Below are 21,563 nucleotides of genomic sequence, written 5' to 3'. Positions count from 1 at the left end.
TTTATACTACTATAAATATTTGAAATCACTTCCTCATTTCACATCATTACAACAATTAACTTTGTTATAATTAAAATGTAAATCCAATATATGGAGGGCCACTATGGAAGAAAAAGAGATCCAACCATCGATTCAAATGAAAAATAGCAGCGTCATTATCGTGAAAAACTCAGCTAGTATTATATTCGGTTTATTTTTCATTCTGCTATTCTTTGCCAAACCGTTTCGTAAATCAAAATGTCCAGAATGTAAAAAACGTGAGAAGAAAAAATCAGGACAAGAACAATAAAAGGCCTTCCTTTTTGGAAAGCCTTTTTACATTTGTAGTATCATTTTATTTATTCTTCTTCACCCTTAAAAAAACAACTATATTTTCTTCCAAGGTTCTCTACATCTTTTTTGATTTGTAATATGATCCTTATATAAAACATGAGAAAGAGTATTTGTACTTGTTACCCGCTTTTAATTTTTACTAAAAAATTAAAATTTGTACATCTTTTTCCATCACTAACAATTCGTTAATTAATTAACTTTGTAATATAAGTTTTGTATATAATTTCATTCAAAAACACAATATATATAAGTAGCCATTTATAATTACATTTCTTTTTATCAAATTCCAAAAAGGAGCTGTATACTATGGATAAAGAAAATCTATTAAGTCAGCAGGTTAATAGCATCCCCTCAGATGCTCTGAATACCCCTAGTAAGGAACAAGAACAACTGTTAGAAACATCATCTCAAAACGTACAAACTTCCAACAACAATGCTAACAAAAAAGATGTTACTAAAGGTCTATCTGGAAAAGATTTCCCTATCTCAATAGAGAATACAAATTTATAGTTATTTACTATCATACGCAGCAAATGCTCTTGCTGAACTAATTCTTCTACAGAAACTAATACGCATTCCGGGTGATTTTTCACCAGTTTTAACATAAAAAAAGAGATTTAGATATAAAAACAGGCTCTGGAAAAAATTTCTCCACAACCTAAAAAAAGGATGGCATTAGCCATCCTTTTTTCCATCATCAACTATAAAATTATAGTTTGATTACGTTTTTAGCTTGAGGTCCACGGTTACCTTCTTCGATTTCGAAGCTAACTTTTTGGCCTTCTTCTAGAGATTTGAAACCTTCAGTTTCGATTGCAGAGAAATGTACGAATACGTCGTTTTCGCCTGGAACTTCGATGAAACCGAAGCCTTTTTCGTTGTTAAACCATTTTACTTGTCCTGTTACTGCCATGATTATTTCCTCCTAAGAAAATACAAATTTTAATTTTTTTAGTCTTCCTGTCTAAAAAAAGAATCCACACATTATCAAATACGAAACATAAACTAGTTCTCACATACTTTTTCTCGTTCGTTTTCAGCACTTGATAACATATGGATTGCTTAATTTAACTATTCAACTGACATCATCATAGCACATTAAAATAAAATGTACAATCTTTTTCTAAAATGGAATTTCTAATTTTTAGTATTTCTTATAAAATATAATTATCTCTATTCCAAATAAGGAGGAATTTATGAACAACAAAATTCCTAGAAAAACATTAGCAAGAATCGAAGAGGATATTGAAAATAATAATCTTGGAAAAGCAAGAGACAGATTGCACGGCCTCATCTTTACATACCCAAATGAATTACATCTTCGAAAACAACTCGGAGATATTTATTATACATTACAATATCCAGAAATGGCTGGACGTTACTGGTATCTAGAGGCGCATAAAACAGATATTATGCATGAATCATGTTTATTATTCGAAAAATCAATGGGAAATAATCCGCATCATATTGCACGTGCTTTAAAGTTTAAAGGCGATTCTAACCATATAAAAGGTTTGTATAAAGATCAACCTTTATCTTCAGTGCAGAAGAAAGTAGCAGAGGAGTTAATTTATGAGTATAAAGAAACATGGCAAGATAAGCTAGTTCCTTTTGGCTGTCTAGCATTCCTTGCTTGCCTTCTCTTTTCTGCCATTGTTGGTCTATTCACTATTTGGAATTGGATTTTTTAATTATAGGGGGAATTTTCACATGGCAAACTACGATAACGAAGAAAAGCTAAAAGGCGGAAACGTTTCGAACGTATATCGTTCTGAAAATACTGTTCGTCGAGAGTTAAAGCCAGATAGCGCAAAGATCCATAAGCTATTACAACACTTAGAAAACAAAGGATTTCATTATGCTCCAAAGTTTTTAGGTGTAGATGAAAAAGATAGAGAGATTTTATCCTTTATTGAAGGAGAAGCTGGGAATTATCCTTTAAAAGAATATATGCGATCTAATGATGTATTAAAAGAAATCGCAAAGATGCTCCGCCTTTACCATGATGCTGTAAGTGATTTTCCGTTATTAGATGATTGGAAACCGATGGATCACACGCCAAATAACATTGAGGTTTTATGCCACAATGATTTTGCCATATATAACATTATTTTTAATAATGAGAAGCCAGTAGGGATTATTGATTTCGATGTTGCTGCTCCTGGTCCAAGACTATGGGATATCGCTTATACACTTTATACTTGTGTGCCTTTAAGTAGAGTGTATTATACAGAATCTGGTGAAGCCATTCATTATGAATCATCGCAACATGCAGATCGTATTAAAGAGAGAGTGAAATTATTCGTTCAGTCCTATGGTAAAAATATGGATGAAGATTACTTAGGAATAGTGTTGCTTCGATTAGAAGGGTTATGTACATATATGAAACGAAAAGCGCAAGAAGGCGACTTGAATTTCCAAAGAATGATTGATGAAGGACATCTAGAGCATTATGAGAAAGATATGAAATTTATTCGTAATCATAGGGCTGAGTGGAGTTGATTTAGTAATAAAGAAAAGTTAGTATCGTTTTTTGCCGATAAATCGATATCTCTTTTCGAATCGTTCACAAAATAACAAGGGGCACCCTTCAAACAGGTGCCCCTTCCTTTTATTTCGTAAACTGTGCTTCTTCTGTAGATCCTTTTAACGCTGTCGTTGATGAAGTTCCGCCTGTAATCACTTGTGCAACTTCATCAAAGTAACCTGTTCCTACTTCGCGTTGATGACGTGTTGCAGAGTAGCCGTGTTTTTCAGCTGCAAATTCAGCTTGTTGTAGTTCAGAGTATGCTGCCATGCCGCGCTCTTTATAGCCACGTGCTAGTTCAAACATACCGTAATTTAATGAATGGAATCCAGCAAGTGTTACGAATTGGAACTTATAACCGTAAGATGCGATTTCCTTTTGGAAGCTCGCAATTGTTTTTTCATCTAGTTTTTGTTTCCAGTTGAATGAAGGTGAACAGTTATATGCAAGTAACTTTCCTGGATGCTCCTTATGAATTGCGTCCGCAAATCGTTTTGCATCTTCTAAATTTGGTTCCGACGTTTCACACCAAACGAGGTCTGCATACGGTGCATACGCTAAACCGCGCGCAATTGCTTGATCAAGACCTGCATTCGTACGGTAAAATCCTTCTGGTGTTCTTTCTCCTGTAATAAATGCTTTATCAACAGGATCGATATCGCTCGTAATTAAATCAGCTGCATCTGCATCTGTTCTTGCAACGATAATTGTCGGCACTCCCATTACATCTGCTGCAAGACGTGCAGAAATTAAATTACGTACCGCTGTTTGCGTTGGTAGTAGTACTTTTCCACCTAAATGGCCACATTTTTTCTCTGAAGATAATTGATCTTCAAAATGCACACCTGATGCACCTGCTTCAATCATACCTTTCATCAGTTCGAATACGTTTAATTGTCCACCAAATCCAGCTTCTGCATCTGCTACAATCGGTACGAAATAGTCTGTATCATCGCTTCCTTCCATATGTTGAATTTGATCCGCACGTTGAAGTGTTTGATTAATTCGTTTCACTACAGCAGGTACGCTGTTCGCTGGATATAAACTTTGGTCTGGATACATATGTCCAGAAAGGTTTGCATCAGCTGCCACTTGCCAACCACTTAAGTAAATCGCTTTTAACCCAGCTTTTACTTGTTGCATCGCTTGGTTTCCTGTTAATGCGCCAAGTGCGTTAATATAGTCTTCTGTATGAAGCGATGTCCAAAGCTTCTCAGCACCGCGGCGCGCTAATGTATGTTCAATATCAATTGATCCGCGCAGGCGAATTACATCTTCTGCCGAATATGGACGTGTGATCCCTTTCCAACGCTCATCTAATTCCCAGCTTTCTTGTAATTTCTCGATTCTTTCGTTTTTCATTTGTTCCATCCCCTTTTCATTTTTTATAAAATTTCATAACCCGGTAATGTTAAAAATGGTACGAATTCATCATTTCGAACGAGATTTGTAAACAACGTTGTCGCCTCTTGGAATCTCCCTTTCTTAAAGGCTTCCTTACCAATCTCTCTTTCTATTTTTGCTAATTCTTCTTCTTTTAGCTCTTCCATTAATTCAAGCGTAATATTACGACCATCATTTAGTTTTCCACCTTCATGACGAATCCATTGCCATACTTGTGCTCTTGAAATTTCAGCAGTTGCCGCATCTTCCATTAAGTTATAAATGGGTGCTGCTCCCCGTCCGCTTAACCAAGATGCAATATATTGAATACCTACGCTAATATTCATGCGAAGGCCCTCTTCTGTAATCGTTCCCACCGGTACATCTAGTAAATCGTTTTCTGTTACACATATTTCTTCACGTTTTCTAAAAATTTGATTCGGTGTTTTCATAATGTGATTAAATACTTCCATTGCAACCGGTACAAGTCCAGGGTGGGCAACCCAAGTCCCGTCATGACCGTCTAAAGCTTCGCGCTCCTTATCAGCACGCACTTTTTCAAAAGCTGCTTCATTTGCTTCTGGATTATTTTTAATCGGAATTTGTGCCGCCATTCCTCCAATTGCTGGTGCATTACGGCGGTGACACGTTTGAATTACTTTCAAAGAATACGAACGCATAAATGGCGCTGTCATCGTGACTTGTGCTCTATCTGGTAGTAAGAATTTATTATGATTACGGAAACTCTTTAAAAAGCTAAAAATATAATCCCATCTTCCACAGTTTAAGCCAGCAGAATGATCTTTTAGCTCATACAAAATTTCATCCATTTCAAACGAAGCGTGAATCGTTTCCAGTAACACAGTTGCTTTAATCGTTCCATTTGGAATGCCGATATATTTTTGAGCAAATACGAATACATCATTCCATAATCTCGCTTCTAAATAACTTTCCATTTTCGGTAAGTAAAAGTATGGGCCGCTCCCTTTTGCTAAAAGAGCTTTCGCATTATGGAAAAAGTACAAGCCGAAATCTACTAAGCTACCCGACATATTTTTCCCATCAACTTGCATATGCTTTTCCTCTAAATGCCATCCTCTTGGACGTACAATGAGTACAGCTGTTTTCTCATTTAATCTATATTCTTTCCCTTTATCATTTTCATATGATATCGTTCCTTTTACTGCATCACGTAAATTTATTTGGCCTTCCACTGCATTTTCCCAAGTTGGTGAATTCGAATCTTCAAAATCCGCCATAAAAAGATGCGCTCCTGAATTTAAAGCGTTAATGACCATCTTTCTATCTACCGGTCCAGTAATCTCTACGCGGCGATCCTCTAAGTCTTTTGGCAGCTTGGCAATTGTCCAATCCGCTTCACGTATGTGTTTTGTTTCTTCTAGAAACTTCGGAAACTCCCCTGCATCAATTCTCTTTTGTTTTTCTACACGTTTTTGTAAAAGTTCTATGCGGCGCTCATTAAAATTCTCATGTAGTTCCTTCAAAAAACTAAGCACCTCAGGTGTCAATATTTCGTTGTACGCTGGTAACATTTCTCCCACGAGTGTAACCCGTGAAGTTTGCGTCGACATATTAGCATCCCCTTCTTAAACTGTTTTATAACAGATTTGATTTCATGTTTTATATTATATAACAAATCTTCAGAAAAGGAAGTTTTTTTGAAAATTCATTTCGCTTTTTTCAAAACGCCATGCTTTCGCGCTTTATTTCATACAAAAAAGGTCGCTGTTATACAACAACGACCTTTTTTGTATTATTTTTAAATTTCACTTTGACTAGTTAAACTTTATTACTGCCCTTGTTCCATATCATGCAATATTGCTCTATGTAAAAACTGTGCGTATTGTTCTCTCGTTACCTTCATAGTCGGACCGAATTTACCTTCTCCGATTCCCATTGTAATACCATTTGTTTGTACTGCACTAATTGCATTCGTTGCCCATGAATTTGCTGAAACATCATTAAAGTTATGAGATCCCTTTGCCTGTAAGTCAAAAGCATTCGTAAGAACTTGTGCCATTTCCGCACGCGTTAACGTCGCCTTCGGTCTAAAGTTTCCATTCTCGTCTCCCTGGAAAATTCCCATTTCCGTTAAAGCCAATATCTCCTCGATAAAGCTTGTTGAATTTTCATCGATATCTCCATATGGGTTTTCATATTCATCTTGTTCTTCCATATCAAACACACGGTAAATTAAAGCTGCAACTTGCTCACGTGTTACATTATCCCCAAAACCGAATATTCCATCGCCATATCCCAAAATAATTTCTTGTTCCGCTAATTCATGAATCGCCTCATATGCCCAATGTCCTTTTGGTACATCTTTAAATACAATTGTATTTGTTTTTTGCAACGGTGCACTTTCCGCTTTTACATTGTTACTCTCTGCTGAGAATAACACCCCACCCATAATTGTTAATGCTGTAGCTGTTTTTAATAATTTTTTGCTCATTACATTTCCTCCCCAATATGTATATGTTTTTTCAAATATACATAACAAATAGTATAGTAACAATATATTTTCCGACACATTTCGTGACAGTTTTGTGAATCATATTACACATCATGTCTTTTTTATGGGGTTGATTATAAAGCTTATGTATAACATTAAAAATACACAAAAACGAATAATAATTCTTTGTTAAACAAACAAAAAAAGCACAAATATTTCTATTTGTGCTTTCATATTTCACTCTATCTCCAATCCTCTTTCAAATGATAATTAATAATCGCATTATTAATAAATTGAGCATATTGTTCTCTAGGTACAGGGCGATTTAACTCATACATGCCATTCCCAGTTCCTCTTACAACATTATTAGATTGTAGCGCACTAATTGCATCTTCTGCCCAGTGGCCTTTTGGAATATCTTTAAATGTATGTTTTTGTTTCGTTTCAAAAGTAAATGCTCGTTTTAAAATGGCAGCCATTTCCGCTCTAGAGACTGGTGCTTTCGGCCTAAAGTTCCCTTGCCCATCCCCTGTAAAAACACCACGTTTTGTTAACGCCAAAATTTCCTTTTTAAAAGTTGTTGTACTATCAGAAATATCTTTATACGGATTCGCTACTGATCCTTCTTCTTTCATTTCAAGTGTTCTGTAAATAATACCAGCTACTTGTTCACGTGTTGTAAGATCACCAACACCATACTTCCCGTTTCCATACCCTAATATAATTTTATGATATGCTAAATCCATAATAGCGTCATATGCCCAAAACCCGTATGGAACATCTTCAAACACAATCATTTGTGGATACTCTTCCGCTTTTACAGACGTCACACTTGTCCCTGCAAATATACCTCCTGCCATTGTCGCAATCATCATTACACCCAATATTTTTTTCTTCATCGTCCTCTCTCCCTATTTCATTCAAATAAAATGAACCTCATTGTTTCAGGAGTACTATTTTTTGGTGAATGTAAGATAAAATGCAAATCTTCTAGAAGAAATATTTCCACTACCTTTCTGCTTTATGCCTCCTTCTTTCTTTTTCAAAAAGGAAGTTGTCACATCTAAGGTGTTATATACTAAAACATTCTACAATCTCTTTATAAACTCCTTTTCACTTTACAACTTCCCTTTATTGGCGCGCGTAAAGGAGATGCCTAATGGAGGTTACTATATTCATGATTTATATTTCAGAGGTAGCATTCCTCTCCACTGATAACTCACCTTCTCTTCCCTTGCGAAAAGTTAGCGCCATCCCTACAAATATAAGGATAATCCCTACTACTTGCATACTAGTCAGTCTAAATCCGGTAAAGACAGTATCTAATAATATTGCAACAACAGGATCTAAAAACACTAATACAGAAATAATTCTCGTCGATAAATCTCTTAAACTGTCAAAAAATAAGTAATATACAAATCTAGTATGTATAGATCATCACCTTGAAAATGCCCGAAATCTAAGAATAGTAGTAATAAAAAAAGCATCCTTTTTTCTTAAAAGAGGATGCTTTTTTATATTTATTAACACTCAAATATGCTACTACTTTTGAAGAGTAAATTGGGCAACTATTTGTTTTAATTTTCCTGCTGCGTTATGCATATGTTCAATTGAAACCGAAATCTCTTGAACAGATTTTTCTTGCTGTTGAATAGACTCTTTTACCCTATCAGTTCGGTCAGATGATCTTTGGGAAATTTGAGCCATGTCTTCTGCAGAAGCCGAGATTTCCTCACTACTCGCTGCAATTTCATCTGTAGACATAGATACCGTTTGAATTTGCTCAGATACTTGCTGTACTTTTTCTGTAATTGTTCCAAATACTTTTTCTGTATGCATTACTACTTGTGTACCTGCCTGTACCTCATTATCTACTTTCCCCATCATATGTACCGTATGGTTCGTTGTTCCCATAACTTGAGTAATAAGATTCTCAATTTGTTTTGCAGAATCACTAGATTGTTCTGCTAATTTCCGCACTTCATCTGCAACAATTGCAAATCCTCTACCACTTTCTCCAGCACGTGCAGCCTCAATTGCGGCGTTTAATGCTAATAAGTTAATCTGAGAGGTAATACCTTGCATAACATCAATGATTTTAACAATTTCTTCTGATTGTTCTTTCATAGTCTCTACTTGTTTCACACCGCTATGTACCGAATTTTGGATTGTATCCATCTGTTGAATCATTTGTTTCATTAATTTATTACCATTCTCTGCATCTAATGCTGATTGAGCAGACAATTCATTTACAGAGGACGATGTATTGACTATACTCTGCATTCCTTGTGTCAACTCTTCCATCGCACCCGCAGTTTGTTCCATTGCTTGCATTTGACTCTCTGCACCATTTGCAACTTCTTCAATATCCATAGTGATTTTCTTCGCTGCACTACTAGATACTTCTGATGCAGATGCTACTCCGTCTGCATGTTGGAATAAAAGCTGAATATTATTCTCTACTTCCTGCATATTTGTTCTTAGCCCTGCAATCATCTCGTTAAAATTACTTACCAATACACCTAATTCATCCTTAGCATTATAATCACCATGTACAGTTAAATCTCCTTCTTTCGCTCTTTCCATCATACGACTAACCGTTTGTAACGGAGCAACTATAAGCCTACTAATAATATAACTTACTATACATATAACGATTGTAGTAACTACTACAAGAATGATAAAGGTAATAACGGATCGATCAATCATTTTTTGAGAATCTTTAAACACTTGATCAGCTAAGTTTGAAACATACGATTCTAGATCCACTGCATAACCAGCTAACTCTATTCCCTTCGGTTTTAATTCCTTCTGAAATTCATTTACCATTTGTGGCTCATTTGTTGCCTTCGCCTTTTCAAATAATTTTTTATATGTATCTTTATAACTTGGCAAAGATTTCTTCATCTTCTGAAACAGTTCATCCTCTTGCTTACTTAAATTAAAACCATCATCATATTCTTTTAATAAAGAATCATATTTTTTAAGATCCTTTTCAATATTATCAATTATTCCCTCTTTATTTGCCACTTCATTTTGTGATACCGTAATTAATTCTAATAAATTATATTCTAGTGAATTTTGTGTGCGAAGCATTCCTTCTAATAAAATTGCAGAATATTGATAATCATCTACTACAACCTCTGTATCGTGCTTAATCTTATTAATAGAATTAATTGCTACACTGCTCATAATTATCATACCTAAAACTGCTAATGAAATAAGCGATAATAATTTATATTTCACTTTTAAATTTTGTAAAAAATACATTTTTCCACCTTTATTCCTTTATATATAGATTTTTAGAATTTTATAGCTTATTATTTACAAAATCTCAATAAAAAGCAATGATAAATATTCCCAATATCAAACTTATATCTCTATAAAAAAAGAAGTAGCTATCATGCTACTCCTTTTTGCTTTGTTTCTCATATTGTTCAAACGTATGAATTCTTTCAAAAATTGGTGGGTGCGTGTATAAGAAAAACTTCACTAACGCAGGCGGATTTACTTGGCTTAGACTTGTTTTTGATAAATATTGAAAAGTTTTCACACCAGATTTCCCGTCCTTCGTCATATTTAAAGCATATTGATCTGCCGCTCTTTCTTCTATACGTGAAACATAGTTTGTTGCTGGTTGTGCTGCAAAAGAGAGTACAGAAGAAATTAAGAAAAATAAAGGTAAAATGGAGGAACATGCCACTTTTGAAATTTGCAATGTATCTCCCCATTTGCGAATACACATATTTATAATACGACTAATTAAAAACATACCTATAAACGATAGCAACACATAACTTGCAACGCCAAAGTATATATGCTTCATAACATAATGTCCCATTTCATGAGCCATGATAAATAATATCTCTTTATCTTTTAACTGCTTAAGCGTTGTATCCCACATTACAATACGGGCGTTAGGACCAATTCCTGTTACGTAAGCATTTAATGCATTCGTTTTTTCTGACATATTTACTTCATATACGTGTTTAGCAGGAATGTCAGCTTTGTCTGCTATCGCTAAAATTTTCGTTTCTAATTCTTTATTTTTCAGCGTTGAGAAGTCGTTATAAAGCGGATCAATAACGACAGGCTGTATGAATGTTAAAAAGATTGTAAATGGAACAGAGAGCGCCCACCCTGCTAGCCACCATCTCTTCGGAAATTTACGGATAAGCCATAATAGAACGGTAACTACGATTAACATAGTCGCATAACTTTCCCAAAAACCGATAACATGATCTTTTATCCAGCTTTGTGTACTTTGTGTTGAAATGCCGTAATCAACGGATACTTTCCGGCCAATCCATTGCATCGGTAAGGCAAGCACTGTTGTCAGTAATGATAAATAAAAGAAATAAATCGCAACTTGCAAGACACTTATTTTAGTCGTTTCCTTCGACCATTTCTCAAACTTTCTTGAAATACCTAGCACAAGTACAAATAATAAAATAATCCATTCAAGAGGCGTCGCTAAAAAGTATAGTAAATTTTTCACACGCGAATAATCTTGGCTTAGCGTAAGCTCTCTAGCACTCATAAACGTTTCTGGATCTGCACTTGTTCCTTTATACATGTCCGGAATAAGTTCATGATTCCATCCAAATAAATACCAATATATAAGTAACGCAAATCCAACGTACAAAAAAAGCGACCAACCAATAACCTTCCTCACGCTATTCCCTCCTCTATGCTGCCTGTCTATTATTATTGTAAGTTCGTACACGCTAAATTAGAACAAGCTTATTATGTGAATTGCTCTGGATCTTTTTATTTACATAAAAAAACTCTTCTACATAAGAAGAGTTTTACCTATCTTTAAACACTTTCTTCGGTTCATAATCCGGAAGCACTTACAAACCAACGCCTTTTACATATCATATATACTCATAGTCTTGAAAAAAGAGCGTCGTTATAATAAAGTGAAACTTTAATCAGTGGGGGTCTTACTGCCCGGCAAATAGCGGGATAATCGTAAAAAATCCGATTAAAACTAGTACGTACCCTACTTGCTTTTTAGATAACATAAAGAGCCTCTTTAAGGAAGTACATCTATTAATAAACTAAAATCTTGTAAAGAGAAAGAACTATATTTCATAATACCCTGTACAGCTAAAAGTAAAACAAGACCGATCACACACATATAGTTAACGCTTTCTTCATTCTTTTTTTCAGTAACCACTCCACCACTTATACATAAAATCCCTAGCAAATGGAGCGCTAAATACATGAAAAAATAAGCTTCCTCCCAGCGCAAAATAACATTCACTGTCGTTATTAACACTAGACTAAGCAAAATCAAATAAAAAAACTTATTTGATGATATCGTTTCATTCATATAATTTTATACATCCCTTTCAAATTTCGAATTAATGATGTTTCAAAGCTATAAAGTAAATGATTGTTTTCATACCATAAAACAAAAGGAAAGCCACCATTACTTTCTCGAATACTTTATGAATCCACATATACTTCTCTTCATTCTTTCTGAAGATGCGCTTCATCATTTCTTCTACAATTAGACCAAATATTAGTAAAACCCCGAACACAATAAGAAGAGAAATAATATTTTCTTTTAAATGAGTACTAGAAAATACGTAATACTCTGGAAACACAATCGTATCTACTACAGGTTGAAGCCAATGACAAACACTTCTATCACACATATCTGTAATAGACGTAGAATCTATAATGTCTTTTAATATTTTTTCAACCGTCTTCTTCATCTTATTTACTCCCGACTACATCTGAAAAGCTCTTTTTCTGCTCTGCATATATAACTGGCACTTCTTTACTCCAATATTTGCGATTAACAAATAAAAAGATAAGTACTAAGTTTAATCCTGTTATAAAAATAATAAATCCAGGAAAGAATGTCGTATAATTTGAGAAATCGGCAAAACTCATAATTTTTTCTCTACTTATTAGAAAAGACGCACCTATTACAAATGCATTGTTTAACATATGTATTGCAATTGGCATGAGTAAACTTTTCGTACGAATATATACGATTGACAATACGATGCTGAATATGGCTGCACCGAGGAAATCAACATGTAACAACGCAAACAATATTGCTACAACGATGGTCGCTATGCTCGTTCCCCATTTTGTTGCAAAACGTTGAAGTAAAAATCCGCGAAAAACAAATTCCCCGATAATTGGTGCGATGAATACGACCCTAATGACTTGAGATACATATCCCCCAGTACTATCTACAATTGGTTCATGCAGGGCGTTCATAATAAAGTCCGGTGTAATCCATGCAAAACTATACATATACAAAATAAGATACCCGTAACTAAACATGCATAACATAACGGTAATGTATAAAACTTGTACCAAGTTAAATGTTTCATTTTTATTAACAAATAATGAAAATGAAATGTGGTGCTTTTTATACTCATAAGAAATCCATACCATCGGAAGGATATAGAATATAAGGATATTTATAAAAGAAGAATTTTGTATATGAAATATACTTGTTAGCAAATCGCCACTACTTCTCGCTATTAAAATTAATAGTGCAAATACAATTAAAAAATATCTAGCTCGCATCACTTGAAACGGGTTCACACTCATCTCCTCCCCTATGTTACTTTTATCATATCATTTGATTCTTAATTTTTTGCGAAAGAAAACCTTAAAATTTCCTTAAAAATTCCATAAGTTACAAAATGATGATATGATATTCGAGAAAATTAGGAGGGATATTTATGTACCAAGCAAATATTTTACTCGTTGATGATGAAACAGCAATTTTACAATTACTAACTACCATTCTTGAAAAAGAAGGCTTTTCTCATATTACAACTGCAACATCAGCTGAAATAGCTTTATCTCTAACTAAGCAAAACCATTACGATTTAATTATTTTAGATGTAATGCTTCCTGGACAATCTGGTTTTGATATTTGTCCAATCATTCGCCAACAAACAGATTGTCCAATTTTCTTCCTCTCAGCAAAAGCATCTGATTTAGATAAAATATCCGGATTTTCATACGGTGCAGATGATTATATTACGAAACCATTTAATCCATTAGAAGTAGTAGCACGTATGAAAGCACAGCTTCGGAGACATATGAAACAAACCGTACCACACGAACAAAAATCACACTCAATTTCATTTGGAAGATTTGAAATTGATCAGCACTCTGCAGAACTGACAGTGGATGGTCACATTGTCGAATGTTCCGCTCAACTCTTTCAACTACTACTCTTCTTTTGCGAGAATCCAAACTACGTATTTTCGAAAGAGGAAATATACGAAAAAGTTTGGGGAGCACCTGCCTATAATGGCGATGACAACACTGTTATGGTCCACATTCGAAAACTACGTGAAAAAATTGAACACGATCCAAGTAAACCAGAATATATAAAAACTGTTCGCGGCCTTGGTTATAAGTTCGTTACAAAGTAGGGTGACGATATGAATTTTAATAAACGACTTATTATTCAATTTATCATGCAACACGTTTTTGTTTTAGTTACATTACTTATCGCTGTAGTTGCTGCTTTTACTTATTTAATTTTTCTTCTTACTAGTACTTTATACGAACCTAATATTCCAGATTCTGATAGTTTTACAATTTCAAGATACATCTCTTCAGAAAATGGGCATATTTCATTACAATCTGAAGTGCAAGATTTAATAAAGGAGAAAAATGATTGGCTCCAAGTTGTAGATGAAAACGGAAAAATCCTCTACCACTTTAATACACCAAATGATGTTCCGAATGCTTATACGAAGACATCTTTAGTCGCATATATACAACATCATATCGAAAGTAATTATAAATTTACATATTGGGAAATTGAATTAGAAGAAAAGAAAGTACTTGTTATTTATGGTGGTATGTTAAAAAGCAATGCTTTACTGACAGCAATTCAAAAGGAGCATTCCTCTTTAACGATGGATTCGTTCACATTAACAGATCAAGAAAAACAGTTACTGTCTAAAGAAAAAGCAGCAATTCAAATATTTAATCAAAATGGCGAAGAGGTTTTTTCCTATACAACCGGAAAGAAAAAAATATTTTCAGCAATACAAATCGCACTTAATGAAAAAGAACCTTGGAATCATAAAGAAAACACGTCTAGCTTTTACGATGCAAATAGTGGCAACCTTCTCGTTGTAACTGCAAAAAATGAGCACTACTATCCAGATGACGAAATTGAAGATGTATTTACTAAGAAGTTTCTCATCGGATGCGGATTAATCCTTCTTATCGTATTTGTTTATTTAGTCATTCTTTCTATTTGGTATGGTAATAAATTCGGGAAACCGCTATTACATGCGATGCGCTGGCTTAAAAATATCGCTGGTGGAAAGTATGAAGAACCTATTAGTAAAAAAGGAAAGCCTGTCAGGTTCCGGCGATCTGGTAAAGAAAAATGGTCATTCCGTTTGTTTAGAGATGTGACAAGTTCACTAGAACACCTTTCTACTACACTCAAGAAAAATGATGCGATGAGGCAAGTACTTCAGCAAACACGAGAAGAATGGATTACCGGTCTAACGCATGATTTAAAAACACCACTTAGCTCTATATATGGCTACGCATTATTACTAGAATCGAATCAATACAACTGGACCGATCGTGATATTCAACAATTTGGTAGTGTTATGAAAGAGAAATCTCAATATATGACTACATTAATTGATGATTTAAGCTTAACGTATCAATTAAAAAATAATAGCCTTCCTGCACAGCACGTAAACGTTGAAATCAATCAGTTCGTCCAAAAAGTATTATTGCAATTTATTAACAATCCAACACTTCAAAATCAAAATATTGAATTCGTACCGAGCTCAAATAAAATTCAATATTTCATTGAAGAAAAATGGTTCCAGCGTATTATCGAAAACTTACTAGTAAATGCTGTAAAACATAATAACGAAACAACTACTGTCATCGTAAAATTATCACAAAACGCTAATTCCTTTACACTCTCCATTTCAGATGACGGAAAAGGAATGGATGAAAAAACGAAAGAACTTCTATTTGAACGATATTACCGCGGAACAAACACAGAAGAAAGCAACATCGGAACTGGACTTGGCCTAGCCATTACAAAACAGCTCGTTCATGCTCATAACGGGACAATTTCCGTTGATAGTGCACTCGGAAAAGGAACGACGATTATTCTTGTGTTTCCGTTTCGTTCGTAGGAAAGACGCTATGTGGCGTCTTTTTTTCTTTTCTGGGAGAATTTTACGGTAATTGAAATTATGTGAATCGTTTTTTCGAGGTGTTTTAGCGGTATATGAAATTATATCGGCGCAACTCGAATTATATCAGCGATTTTCTAGATGTATCGACTTACCGACAAAAACCGACAATACTAACCTACTTCCTCTACTACTATACAAATTAAAAATAACCCTTCATAACTCACTATGAAAGGTCACTCCGTATTTCAGCTATTTCCCTACTAACACAAACACATTCTCATCAGGTGCTTCCATTACTGCAACATGTCCTGATTCTGTTGGAAATGGTTCGCGAATCCATTTTACATCTTTATTATCTTTTAAACTTTCATAAGTTTGTTGCACATCTTCTACTAATACTTCGACTTCCGTAAAATTAATATCCGGATGATTGCTTATTACTAACTCCGAACTTTTCTCATCTGGAAACTTCAATCCTATTAACGTCCAAATAACCCCTTCTTCTAGTTCTCTTTCTATCATCCAGTTTTGCTTCATTCCCATTTCTTTATAAAAAGAAACTGATCTTTCTATATCCTTCGTATGTATAGATACACATTCTAGTTTTTTGAACATTTTCCTATTTCCCCTTTATGAAAAAGCGAACCATCTCCCAATGATTCGCTCTTACCCTATTATTTTTTCTTCACCGGTATCCAAAGCTCTACTTGTGCAAACTCACTCTTATCTTCGTGGCAACGCTCATCGTACAGTTCAAACTCTGTAACTCCGCAATGTTCATATCCTGAATGCGGGAACCATTCTGAGAATACTGCATTCCACGTTTGGTGAATAGACGATACCATTTCTTCATGAGGAACTTTCGGCGTTGTAAATACTGCATATGTTGCTGCCGGGAAAGTACGCTTCGCAATTTCATTTGGTACATTTTCAAAGTCTGTAACTTCCATTCCGATAATGTAAGTGAAGTCCCCTGTTTCTAAATTAAAATCAGTACATAATCCAAGCTCTACCCATTGGCTCGTATCTTTACGATTCGGAATTGTTGTCCCAAGATCTTTTTGTAAATATTTTTGCCAAAATGCTGGAATGTCTTGATGGTTTTTCCCTTCTTTACTTGTCGTCTTCAATTCATAACCCGCCACTAAAAATTCTGGTTTATTTACAATACGATATTCCATTTGTATGCCCCCTAAATACGGATTTAATTTTCTTTGCTTTACATTCACTCGGTAATACATCGGTGTTTCGATTTCTTGTTTTCGATATTCACTCGGTGTCATTTGAAATAATTTTTTAAAGGCTCTCGTGAACGTTTCGTGAGATTGAAAGCCATGTTCAAACGCGATATCAATAACTTTTTCATCCGTATGAGAAAGTTGATAAGCTGCCCGGGCTAACCTCCTCTTTCGAACATACTCCATTACTGTATCACCTACTAATGCCTGAAATACACGATGAAAATGCGACTCAGAAAAACCTGCAATGCGAGCTAAATTACGCAGCGTTTGTTTTTCCATTACATCTTCCTCAATATAATCAATTGACCTTTGAATTTGTGTTTCATAGCTTTCCATCTCTGTTCACCCGCCTTATATGTATTATGATAAAAGAGAACGCAATCCAATTCTTGACGTTTTTTACTATAATTCCATAAAAAATTGTAACTTTTTTATATGTATTTCGTTGTTATGTATGAAGGGAGGGAAATGTAGTGAAACGCAAACAATCATTAGAAGAAATTTACTCAGAGCATATGCAAGATTTATTTCGCTATCTTCTCTCCCTAACCGGAGATTCCCACTATGCGGAAGATCTCATGCAAGAAACCTTTTACCGAATGCTCGTCCATATTGATTATTATAAAGGCGAAGAAATTAGGCCGTGGTTATTTACAATAGCCTACAACACCTTTATCGATTGGTATCGAAAAGAAAAGAAATATAAAACAACAGCACTTGCAGAATTCCATTTACCAAACGTACCAAGTACAAAACATGCATATTTCGTAAAACATGAGATTGCTAGTTGGTTAGACAGTTTATCTTCTCTTCCCCTTGAAAGACGAAATATGTTACTACTACGAGATTACTACGGATTCTCCTATAAGGAAATAGCAGAAATGACTGGTCTCTCATTAGCGAAAGTAAAAATTGAATTACACAAGGGACGAAAAGAAACGAAAAGCATAAAGGAGTGATAGGGATGGGTTGTACAGAGTTTAAAAAACTATGGGAGAAGTACGAAAACGGAACGCTCACGCATGATGAACAGGAAGAGTTAGAAAGTCATATTGAGACATGTGAAGAATGTGAAGCTTACTTAGATGAGTTGCTTTCGAAGAGTGAACCAATAAAGAAAAGGTTACCGCCACAAAATTTGAAAGTCCCGTTTCGGAGAATAAAGTGGAAACATCGCTTACAGACGCTTGGTTTCATCCTATCCATTTGTATCGTTATATATATAATCGGTGGAATATTATCTGCCTTTTATTTTCAATCTAATAACGATAAAAGGTTAGAAGAAATACGAAGTGTTCCCTCTCTTGCACTTGAAGCAACTATCCCAAATAGCCGCGTTATGGGGGACGGAACGAATGTAGAAGCCTTTTTCCGTACGAATAGCCACTTTAATGTAGTAAAAACGGTCGGTAAAAAAGAAATACCACTCGGTACATTAAAAACGAGTAGCTTCTTATCATCTGTAAATGTCCTAAATAACTCTTGGATGAATACATTCTATCAGCCAAAGCTCTTCTTTGTTCACCCAAAAACAGAACAGGGTGATTATTTAAAGGAATCTTCAAAAAAGGTATGGGATACACTTGCAAAAGTACATGAAGGGACCGTTGCAGAAATCGCAATTTCTTTTGACAAAGCTTACACTTTAAAGGAGCTAGAACCACTTTTATATAACGTATTTGAGGCACAAGAACCCCCTCCAACTCCTGTATGGTACGCTTTAGATACAGGACAAGAAAGAAAAAATGTAGATGACTATATCCTACATGGCGGAGAAGCTATAGGGTTTCCAGAACATGTAAGATTCCTCAATAATGAAACTGACGGGCAGAAAACGCAAGAAGACAAAGTAACCGAAATGATGCGCGTCCTTTCTATCCATAAAAAAACGGTAAGCAAAATAGCAGCGCTTTCTGAGAAAGAACTAAACTTAGATAAACGTTATCAATATGTAAAGGATAACGGTGTAAAAGTATACGGAATTGTTATTACCGGCCCATCGAAAGAGTTATTAAAATTACAAAACTCCCCGCACGTACGTTATGCGACTCTTGGAGATATTGAGATTTGGAATTGGTTTGATCATTAATAAAAAAGAAGTAGCGCTCTAAAAACGATGCGCTACTTCTTTTTTATTTCGAAATCAATTTCACATACATCCCTCTCACCGCTTTTTCATAAGCAATATCACTCATCTGTCTTATGTTTTCTGACACAACAGATGCTGGAATAACTTCATCTTCACGAAGTAACGGCGGATCAATAAGACGCACTTTATTTTTCTGATGTAAATCATAATCGTTTCTATCTTCTTTTACTTTTACATTTGGATGAACTTTGCTTAATAAAGCTTCTACTTCGGGGTCATTACATTGCTGCAATTTTGAAATAAGCTCATCATCTTCAAGAAGAAAATCATCTGCATGAATAATCCTTTTATGAAGAGCTACCTTTATCGTTTTCGCTAACATATCATTTCCGTAAATATTCATTGGTTCCATAAAGAAATCGATTACTTCTTTGTAATACGTTTCTGTAAACCATTCAACTATTTCGATACTTTGAAGAACCATTTTCCCCTCTACTTCGATGACATCCTCTAAAAAACTATGAACTTCTTCTAAAGAAATATACCCATATGTATACATATCTCGTAACGTATAATCCACTCGATCTGCGCATAATTCGGGCGCTGACCTTTCCAGTAACGTCCACTTCGAATCATCTAATAAAATATCTTCATAGTTATAACCATGCTTCACAAGGATCGCTGGAATTTCTGAATTTTTCACAACAGAGCTAAATATCTCTTCATGGTAACTTTCATCTTCATTATCAAAAACGTAATCAATTACGTGTGAAAAAGCAGTATGCGATACGTCATGCAGTAAACCAGCGATCTGTTCTTCTACTGAACCACCTAGTTTTTTAACTAATAACATAACACCAACTGAATGATCAAAGCGCGTTACATTCCATTTCTCGTTCATTAAGTAACTTGCGCCTGCTTGATGAATTCCCTTTAGTCTTTGCATAGGCTTACTTAAAATTAATTCTTCTAGCACTACATCCACTTCAAATTCTCCGTATAGTACATCTGATATGATCACTTACAATCCCCCTTTATTTTAATCGAGTCTTATAATCGTATCTCTTTTATGAAATTAGCACCAACATAAATATTTATTGTTATTTGTTTTTATTGAAAAAAATAGAGAGCCATCAGCTCTCTATTTCATAACCCCTATTCAAACGTAACTTCTACCTGCACAATCTCCGACCTACTTCCAAGTCTAAGCGGTGGTCCCCAAAATCCAAATCCAGAAGAAACAATTGCGTGGAACGCGCCTTTTTGTGCGTATCCCCAGTCTAGCTCGTACATTCTTCTCGTTACAATATGATTGGGCGCCATTTGTCCGCGGTGTGTATGACCGGATAATAATAAATCTACACCTGCCGCTGCTGCTTGTTTCAACTCAAATGGCTGGTGATCCATTGCGATAACAGGCATCGATTTATCTACCGTACTCATTAATTGTTCAAAGCTTTGACGATCTCGCTCTGTTTTATCTCTTCTTCCAACGAGATAAAAGTCATCTTCAATTGTAATTACTTCATCTAAAAGAATACGAATATCAATCTTATCCATCTCTTGTAAAAACTCTGGAACCGCTCTACCGTAGTATTCATGGTTCCCTAAAACACCATATACGCCTAATGGTGCTTTCATTTGTTTCATGATTGGTCCCATATTCTTTTGAATGAACACACCTGGATGATCATCGATAATATCACCTGGCAGTAAAATAATATCAGGTTCCATCTCATTTACATGACGAACAAGTCTTTTTAAATGCGAAACGCCAGACAGTTTACCGAAATGCATATCAGAAGCCATCGCAATGCGTAAACTTTTACGCCCCTCTACCTTTTTCGGTATGTGCACCTCGTACTTTCTTACTACCGGACTATACGCATTAAATACTCCATACGCAAAGATAAAGATAAATGCAGCTATCACAGCCGCCCCTGTCCAAATAATTGCCGCTTCTTTCTCTACTGAAAACTGTAAAAGAAAGACCATAATATTAGCTAATGGCAACAGCATAAGCGCATATTGTATGACCGCAAACCAAATCGAACCTATCGTTCGCAGAAATGGTAAAAACTTAAACACTTGCACGAGAATGTACGCATATGAAATAAATGCAACTATAAAAGCATAATATCCCCAAGATTCCCAGCCAAATACCGCATGAAGCCAAACCCATCCGTTCCAGCCGATGTAAAACATAAGTAGTGTGTATATAATTAATATGGTAAATATATTGAGATAACGAAGATTCTTCACAGCCAGCCTCCTTATTGCTTTCTTCTATTATAACTTGTTATGCACTTATAGCGTAAATATTAAGCACTTCGCTCATCAT

22 protein-coding genes and 2 pseudogenes are annotated in these 21,563 nt (G+C 35.0%); 8 read left to right on the top strand and 16 right to left on the bottom strand.

Features of this window, described 5'->3' with window-relative positions; translation table 11 throughout:
- The first annotated feature begins 103 nt into the window (after positions 1-103).
- Both JFU02_RS25240 and JFU02_RS25235 read left to right on the top strand, forming a co-directional pair.
- Positions 104-289: a hypothetical protein gene (locus tag JFU02_RS25240; protein WP_000391373.1), complete on the top strand. Its 186-nt coding sequence runs from the start codon at positions 104-106 to the stop codon at positions 287-289.
- A gap of 350 nt (positions 290-639) precedes the next feature.
- Complete coding sequence (locus JFU02_RS25235) at positions 640-843, top strand: hypothetical protein (protein WP_061666462.1); 204 nt, start codon at positions 640-642, stop codon at positions 841-843.
- Between the two features lie 199 nt (positions 844-1,042).
- Here JFU02_RS25235 and cspA read toward each other — a convergent pair whose 3' ends face one another.
- Positions 1,043-1,246: an RNA chaperone/antiterminator CspA gene (gene cspA, locus JFU02_RS25230; RefSeq protein ID WP_000301522.1), complete on the bottom strand. Its 204-nt coding sequence runs from the start codon at positions 1,244-1,246 to the stop codon at positions 1,043-1,045.
- A 283-nt stretch (positions 1,247-1,529) separates the two neighbouring features.
- Between cspA and JFU02_RS25225 the strand changes: the two genes are divergently transcribed.
- Together JFU02_RS25225 and JFU02_RS25220 are read left to right on the top strand one after the other, a co-directional pair.
- Complete coding sequence (locus tag JFU02_RS25225; RefSeq protein ID WP_086405971.1) at positions 1,530-2,024, top strand: DUF6584 family protein; 495 nt, start codon at positions 1,530-1,532, stop codon at positions 2,022-2,024.
- Positions 2,025-2,043: 19 nt separating this feature from the next.
- Positions 2,044-2,835 carry a phosphotransferase gene (locus JFU02_RS25220; RefSeq protein WP_061666457.1) on the top strand — a complete coding sequence of 264 codons (792 nt, stop codon included), beginning with the start codon at positions 2,044-2,046 and terminating at the stop codon, positions 2,833-2,835.
- Positions 2,836-2,944: 109 nt separating this feature from the next.
- Here the strand turns inward: JFU02_RS25220 and aceA are convergent, their stop codons facing one another.
- From aceA to JFU02_RS25170, 11 genes and pseudogenes are all read right to left on the bottom strand, one after another.
- Positions 2,945-4,222 carry an isocitrate lyase gene (gene aceA / locus JFU02_RS25215; RefSeq protein ID WP_000787346.1) on the bottom strand — a complete coding sequence of 426 codons (1,278 nt, stop codon included), beginning with the start codon at positions 4,220-4,222 and terminating at the stop codon, positions 2,945-2,947.
- A gap of 23 nt (positions 4,223-4,245) precedes the next feature.
- Complete coding sequence (gene aceB / locus JFU02_RS25210; protein WP_086405970.1) at positions 4,246-5,835, bottom strand: malate synthase A; 1,590 nt, start codon at positions 5,833-5,835, stop codon at positions 4,246-4,248.
- Between the two features lie 218 nt (positions 5,836-6,053).
- Positions 6,054-6,716, bottom strand: coding sequence for an S-layer homology domain-containing protein (locus JFU02_RS25205; RefSeq protein ID WP_061666451.1), 663 nt, complete (start codon positions 6,714-6,716; stop codon positions 6,054-6,056).
- Between the two features lie 242 nt (positions 6,717-6,958).
- Positions 6,959-7,615 (bottom strand): S-layer homology domain-containing protein, encoded by a 657-nt coding sequence (locus JFU02_RS25200; protein WP_140337697.1) that lies wholly within the window; start codon positions 7,613-7,615, stop codon positions 6,959-6,961.
- A gap of 283 nt (positions 7,616-7,898) precedes the next feature.
- Positions 7,899-8,200 (bottom strand): annotated as a pseudogene (locus JFU02_RS25195) (EamA family transporter); the annotation flags it as partial.
- 58 nt (positions 8,201-8,258) lie between these two features.
- Positions 8,259-9,050 carry a methyl-accepting chemotaxis protein gene (locus JFU02_RS32830; protein ID WP_406940645.1) on the bottom strand — a complete coding sequence of 264 codons (792 nt, stop codon included), beginning with the start codon at positions 9,048-9,050 and terminating at the stop codon, positions 8,259-8,261.
- A gap of 156 nt (positions 9,051-9,206) precedes the next feature.
- A pseudogene (locus JFU02_RS32825) lies at positions 9,207-9,986 on the bottom strand (MCP four helix bundle domain-containing protein); the annotation flags it as partial.
- Positions 9,987-10,122: 136 nt separating this feature from the next.
- On the bottom strand, positions 10,123-11,391 hold the full coding sequence (locus JFU02_RS25185) for a M48 family metallopeptidase (protein ID WP_061666446.1): 1,269 nt from the start codon (positions 11,389-11,391) through the stop codon (positions 10,123-10,125).
- A gap of 363 nt (positions 11,392-11,754) precedes the next feature.
- A complete protein-coding gene (locus JFU02_RS25180; protein WP_001006050.1) occupies positions 11,755-12,054 on the bottom strand; it encodes a DUF2101 family protein in 300 nt (99 codons plus the stop codon).
- A gap of 31 nt (positions 12,055-12,085) precedes the next feature.
- Entirely contained in the window at positions 12,086-12,442 is a 357-nt protein-coding gene (locus JFU02_RS25175) for a hypothetical protein (RefSeq protein WP_086405967.1), read from the bottom strand.
- Position 12,443: 1 nt separating this feature from the next.
- Positions 12,444-13,292 (bottom strand): CPBP family intramembrane glutamic endopeptidase, encoded by an 849-nt coding sequence (locus JFU02_RS25170; protein ID WP_140348259.1) that lies wholly within the window; start codon positions 13,290-13,292, stop codon positions 12,444-12,446.
- Between the two features lie 140 nt (positions 13,293-13,432).
- Here JFU02_RS25170 and JFU02_RS25165 point away from each other — a divergent pair, with 140 nt between their 5' ends.
- Positions 13,433-14,137 carry a response regulator transcription factor gene (locus JFU02_RS25165; protein WP_086405965.1) on the top strand — a complete coding sequence of 235 codons (705 nt, stop codon included), beginning with the start codon at positions 13,433-13,435 and terminating at the stop codon, positions 14,135-14,137.
- 9 nt (positions 14,138-14,146) lie between these two features.
- On the top strand, positions 14,147-15,889 hold the full coding sequence (locus JFU02_RS25160; protein WP_097888841.1) for a sensor histidine kinase: 1,743 nt from the start codon (positions 14,147-14,149) through the stop codon (positions 15,887-15,889).
- A 252-nt stretch (positions 15,890-16,141) separates the two neighbouring features.
- Here the strand turns inward: JFU02_RS25160 and JFU02_RS25155 are convergent, their stop codons facing one another.
- Both JFU02_RS25155 and JFU02_RS25150 read right to left on the bottom strand, forming a co-directional pair.
- Positions 16,142-16,507: a VOC family protein gene (locus JFU02_RS25155; RefSeq protein WP_000473644.1), complete on the bottom strand. Its 366-nt coding sequence runs from the start codon at positions 16,505-16,507 to the stop codon at positions 16,142-16,144.
- A gap of 59 nt (positions 16,508-16,566) precedes the next feature.
- Complete coding sequence (locus tag JFU02_RS25150) at positions 16,567-17,469, bottom strand: AraC family transcriptional regulator (protein WP_098838272.1); 903 nt, start codon at positions 17,467-17,469, stop codon at positions 16,567-16,569.
- 137 nt (positions 17,470-17,606) lie between these two features.
- Here JFU02_RS25150 and JFU02_RS25145 point away from each other — a divergent pair, with 137 nt between their 5' ends.
- Together JFU02_RS25145 and JFU02_RS25140 are read left to right on the top strand one after the other, a co-directional pair.
- A complete protein-coding gene (locus tag JFU02_RS25145) occupies positions 17,607-18,092 on the top strand; it encodes an RNA polymerase sigma factor (RefSeq protein ID WP_201071855.1) in 486 nt (161 codons plus the stop codon).
- Between the two features lie 5 nt (positions 18,093-18,097).
- Positions 18,098-19,222, top strand: a complete 1,125-nt coding sequence (locus JFU02_RS25140) for an anti-sigma factor (RefSeq protein WP_061666662.1) — start codon at positions 18,098-18,100, stop codon at positions 19,220-19,222.
- Positions 19,223-19,265: 43 nt separating this feature from the next.
- Here the strand turns inward: JFU02_RS25140 and JFU02_RS25135 are convergent, their stop codons facing one another.
- Together JFU02_RS25135 and JFU02_RS25130 are read right to left on the bottom strand one after the other, a co-directional pair.
- Positions 19,266-20,243, bottom strand: coding sequence for an HD domain-containing protein (locus JFU02_RS25135; protein ID WP_201071853.1), 978 nt, complete (start codon positions 20,241-20,243; stop codon positions 19,266-19,268).
- Between the two features lie 134 nt (positions 20,244-20,377).
- Positions 20,378-21,484, bottom strand: a complete 1,107-nt coding sequence (locus JFU02_RS25130) for a metallophosphoesterase (RefSeq protein ID WP_000793735.1) — start codon at positions 21,482-21,484, stop codon at positions 20,378-20,380.
- Positions 21,485-21,563 lie beyond the last annotated feature (79 nt).

Source organism: Bacillus sp. TH13, assembly GCF_016651175.1.
Taxonomy (GTDB): Bacteria; Bacillota; Bacilli; order Bacillales; family Bacillaceae_G; genus Bacillus_A; species Bacillus_A thuringiensis_S.
This window is presented reverse-complemented; position numbering and strand designations above follow the sequence as displayed.

Excerpts from the sequence above, each read along its gene's own strand:
- JFU02_RS25240 (WP_000391373.1), top strand. The coding sequence starts at position 104 with ATGGAAGAAAAAGAGATCCAACCATCGATTCAAATGAAAAATAGCAGC.
- JFU02_RS25235 (WP_061666462.1), top strand. The coding sequence starts at position 640 with ATGGATAAAGAAAATCTATTAAGTCAGCAGGTTAATAGCATCCCCTCA.
- cspA (WP_000301522.1), bottom strand. The coding sequence starts at position 1,246 with ATGGCAGTAACAGGACAAGTAAAATGGTTTAACAACGAAAAAGGCTTC.
- JFU02_RS25225 (WP_086405971.1), top strand. The coding sequence starts at position 1,530 with ATGAACAACAAAATTCCTAGAAAAACATTAGCAAGAATCGAAGAGGAT.
- JFU02_RS25220 (WP_061666457.1), top strand. The coding sequence starts at position 2,044 with ATGGCAAACTACGATAACGAAGAAAAGCTAAAAGGCGGAAACGTTTCG.
- aceA (WP_000787346.1), bottom strand. The coding sequence starts at position 4,222 with ATGAAAAACGAAAGAATCGAGAAATTACAAGAAAGCTGGGAATTAGAT.
- aceB (WP_086405970.1), bottom strand. The coding sequence starts at position 5,835 with ATGTCGACGCAAACTTCACGGGTTACACTCGTGGGAGAAATGTTACCA.
- JFU02_RS25205 (WP_061666451.1), bottom strand. The coding sequence starts at position 6,716 with ATGAGCAAAAAATTATTAAAAACAGCTACAGCATTAACAATTATGGGT.
- JFU02_RS25200 (WP_140337697.1), bottom strand. The coding sequence starts at position 7,615 with ATGAAGAAAAAAATATTGGGTGTAATGATGATTGCGACAATGGCAGGA.
- JFU02_RS32830 (WP_406940645.1), bottom strand. The coding sequence starts at position 9,050 with ATGCAAGCAATGGAACAAACTGCGGGTGCGATGGAAGAGTTGACACAA.
- JFU02_RS25180 (WP_001006050.1), bottom strand. The coding sequence starts at position 12,054 with ATGAATGAAACGATATCATCAAATAAGTTTTTTTATTTGATTTTGCTT.
- JFU02_RS25175 (WP_086405967.1), bottom strand. The coding sequence starts at position 12,442 with ATGAAGAAGACGGTTGAAAAAATATTAAAAGACATTATAGATTCTACG.
- JFU02_RS25165 (WP_086405965.1), top strand. The coding sequence starts at position 13,433 with ATGTACCAAGCAAATATTTTACTCGTTGATGATGAAACAGCAATTTTA.
- JFU02_RS25160 (WP_097888841.1), top strand. The coding sequence starts at position 14,147 with ATGAATTTTAATAAACGACTTATTATTCAATTTATCATGCAACACGTT.
- JFU02_RS25155 (WP_000473644.1), bottom strand. The coding sequence starts at position 16,507 with ATGTTCAAAAAACTAGAATGTGTATCTATACATACGAAGGATATAGAA.
- JFU02_RS25150 (WP_098838272.1), bottom strand. The coding sequence starts at position 17,469 with ATGGAAAGCTATGAAACACAAATTCAAAGGTCAATTGATTATATTGAG.
- JFU02_RS25140 (WP_061666662.1), top strand. The coding sequence starts at position 18,098 with ATGGGTTGTACAGAGTTTAAAAAACTATGGGAGAAGTACGAAAACGGA.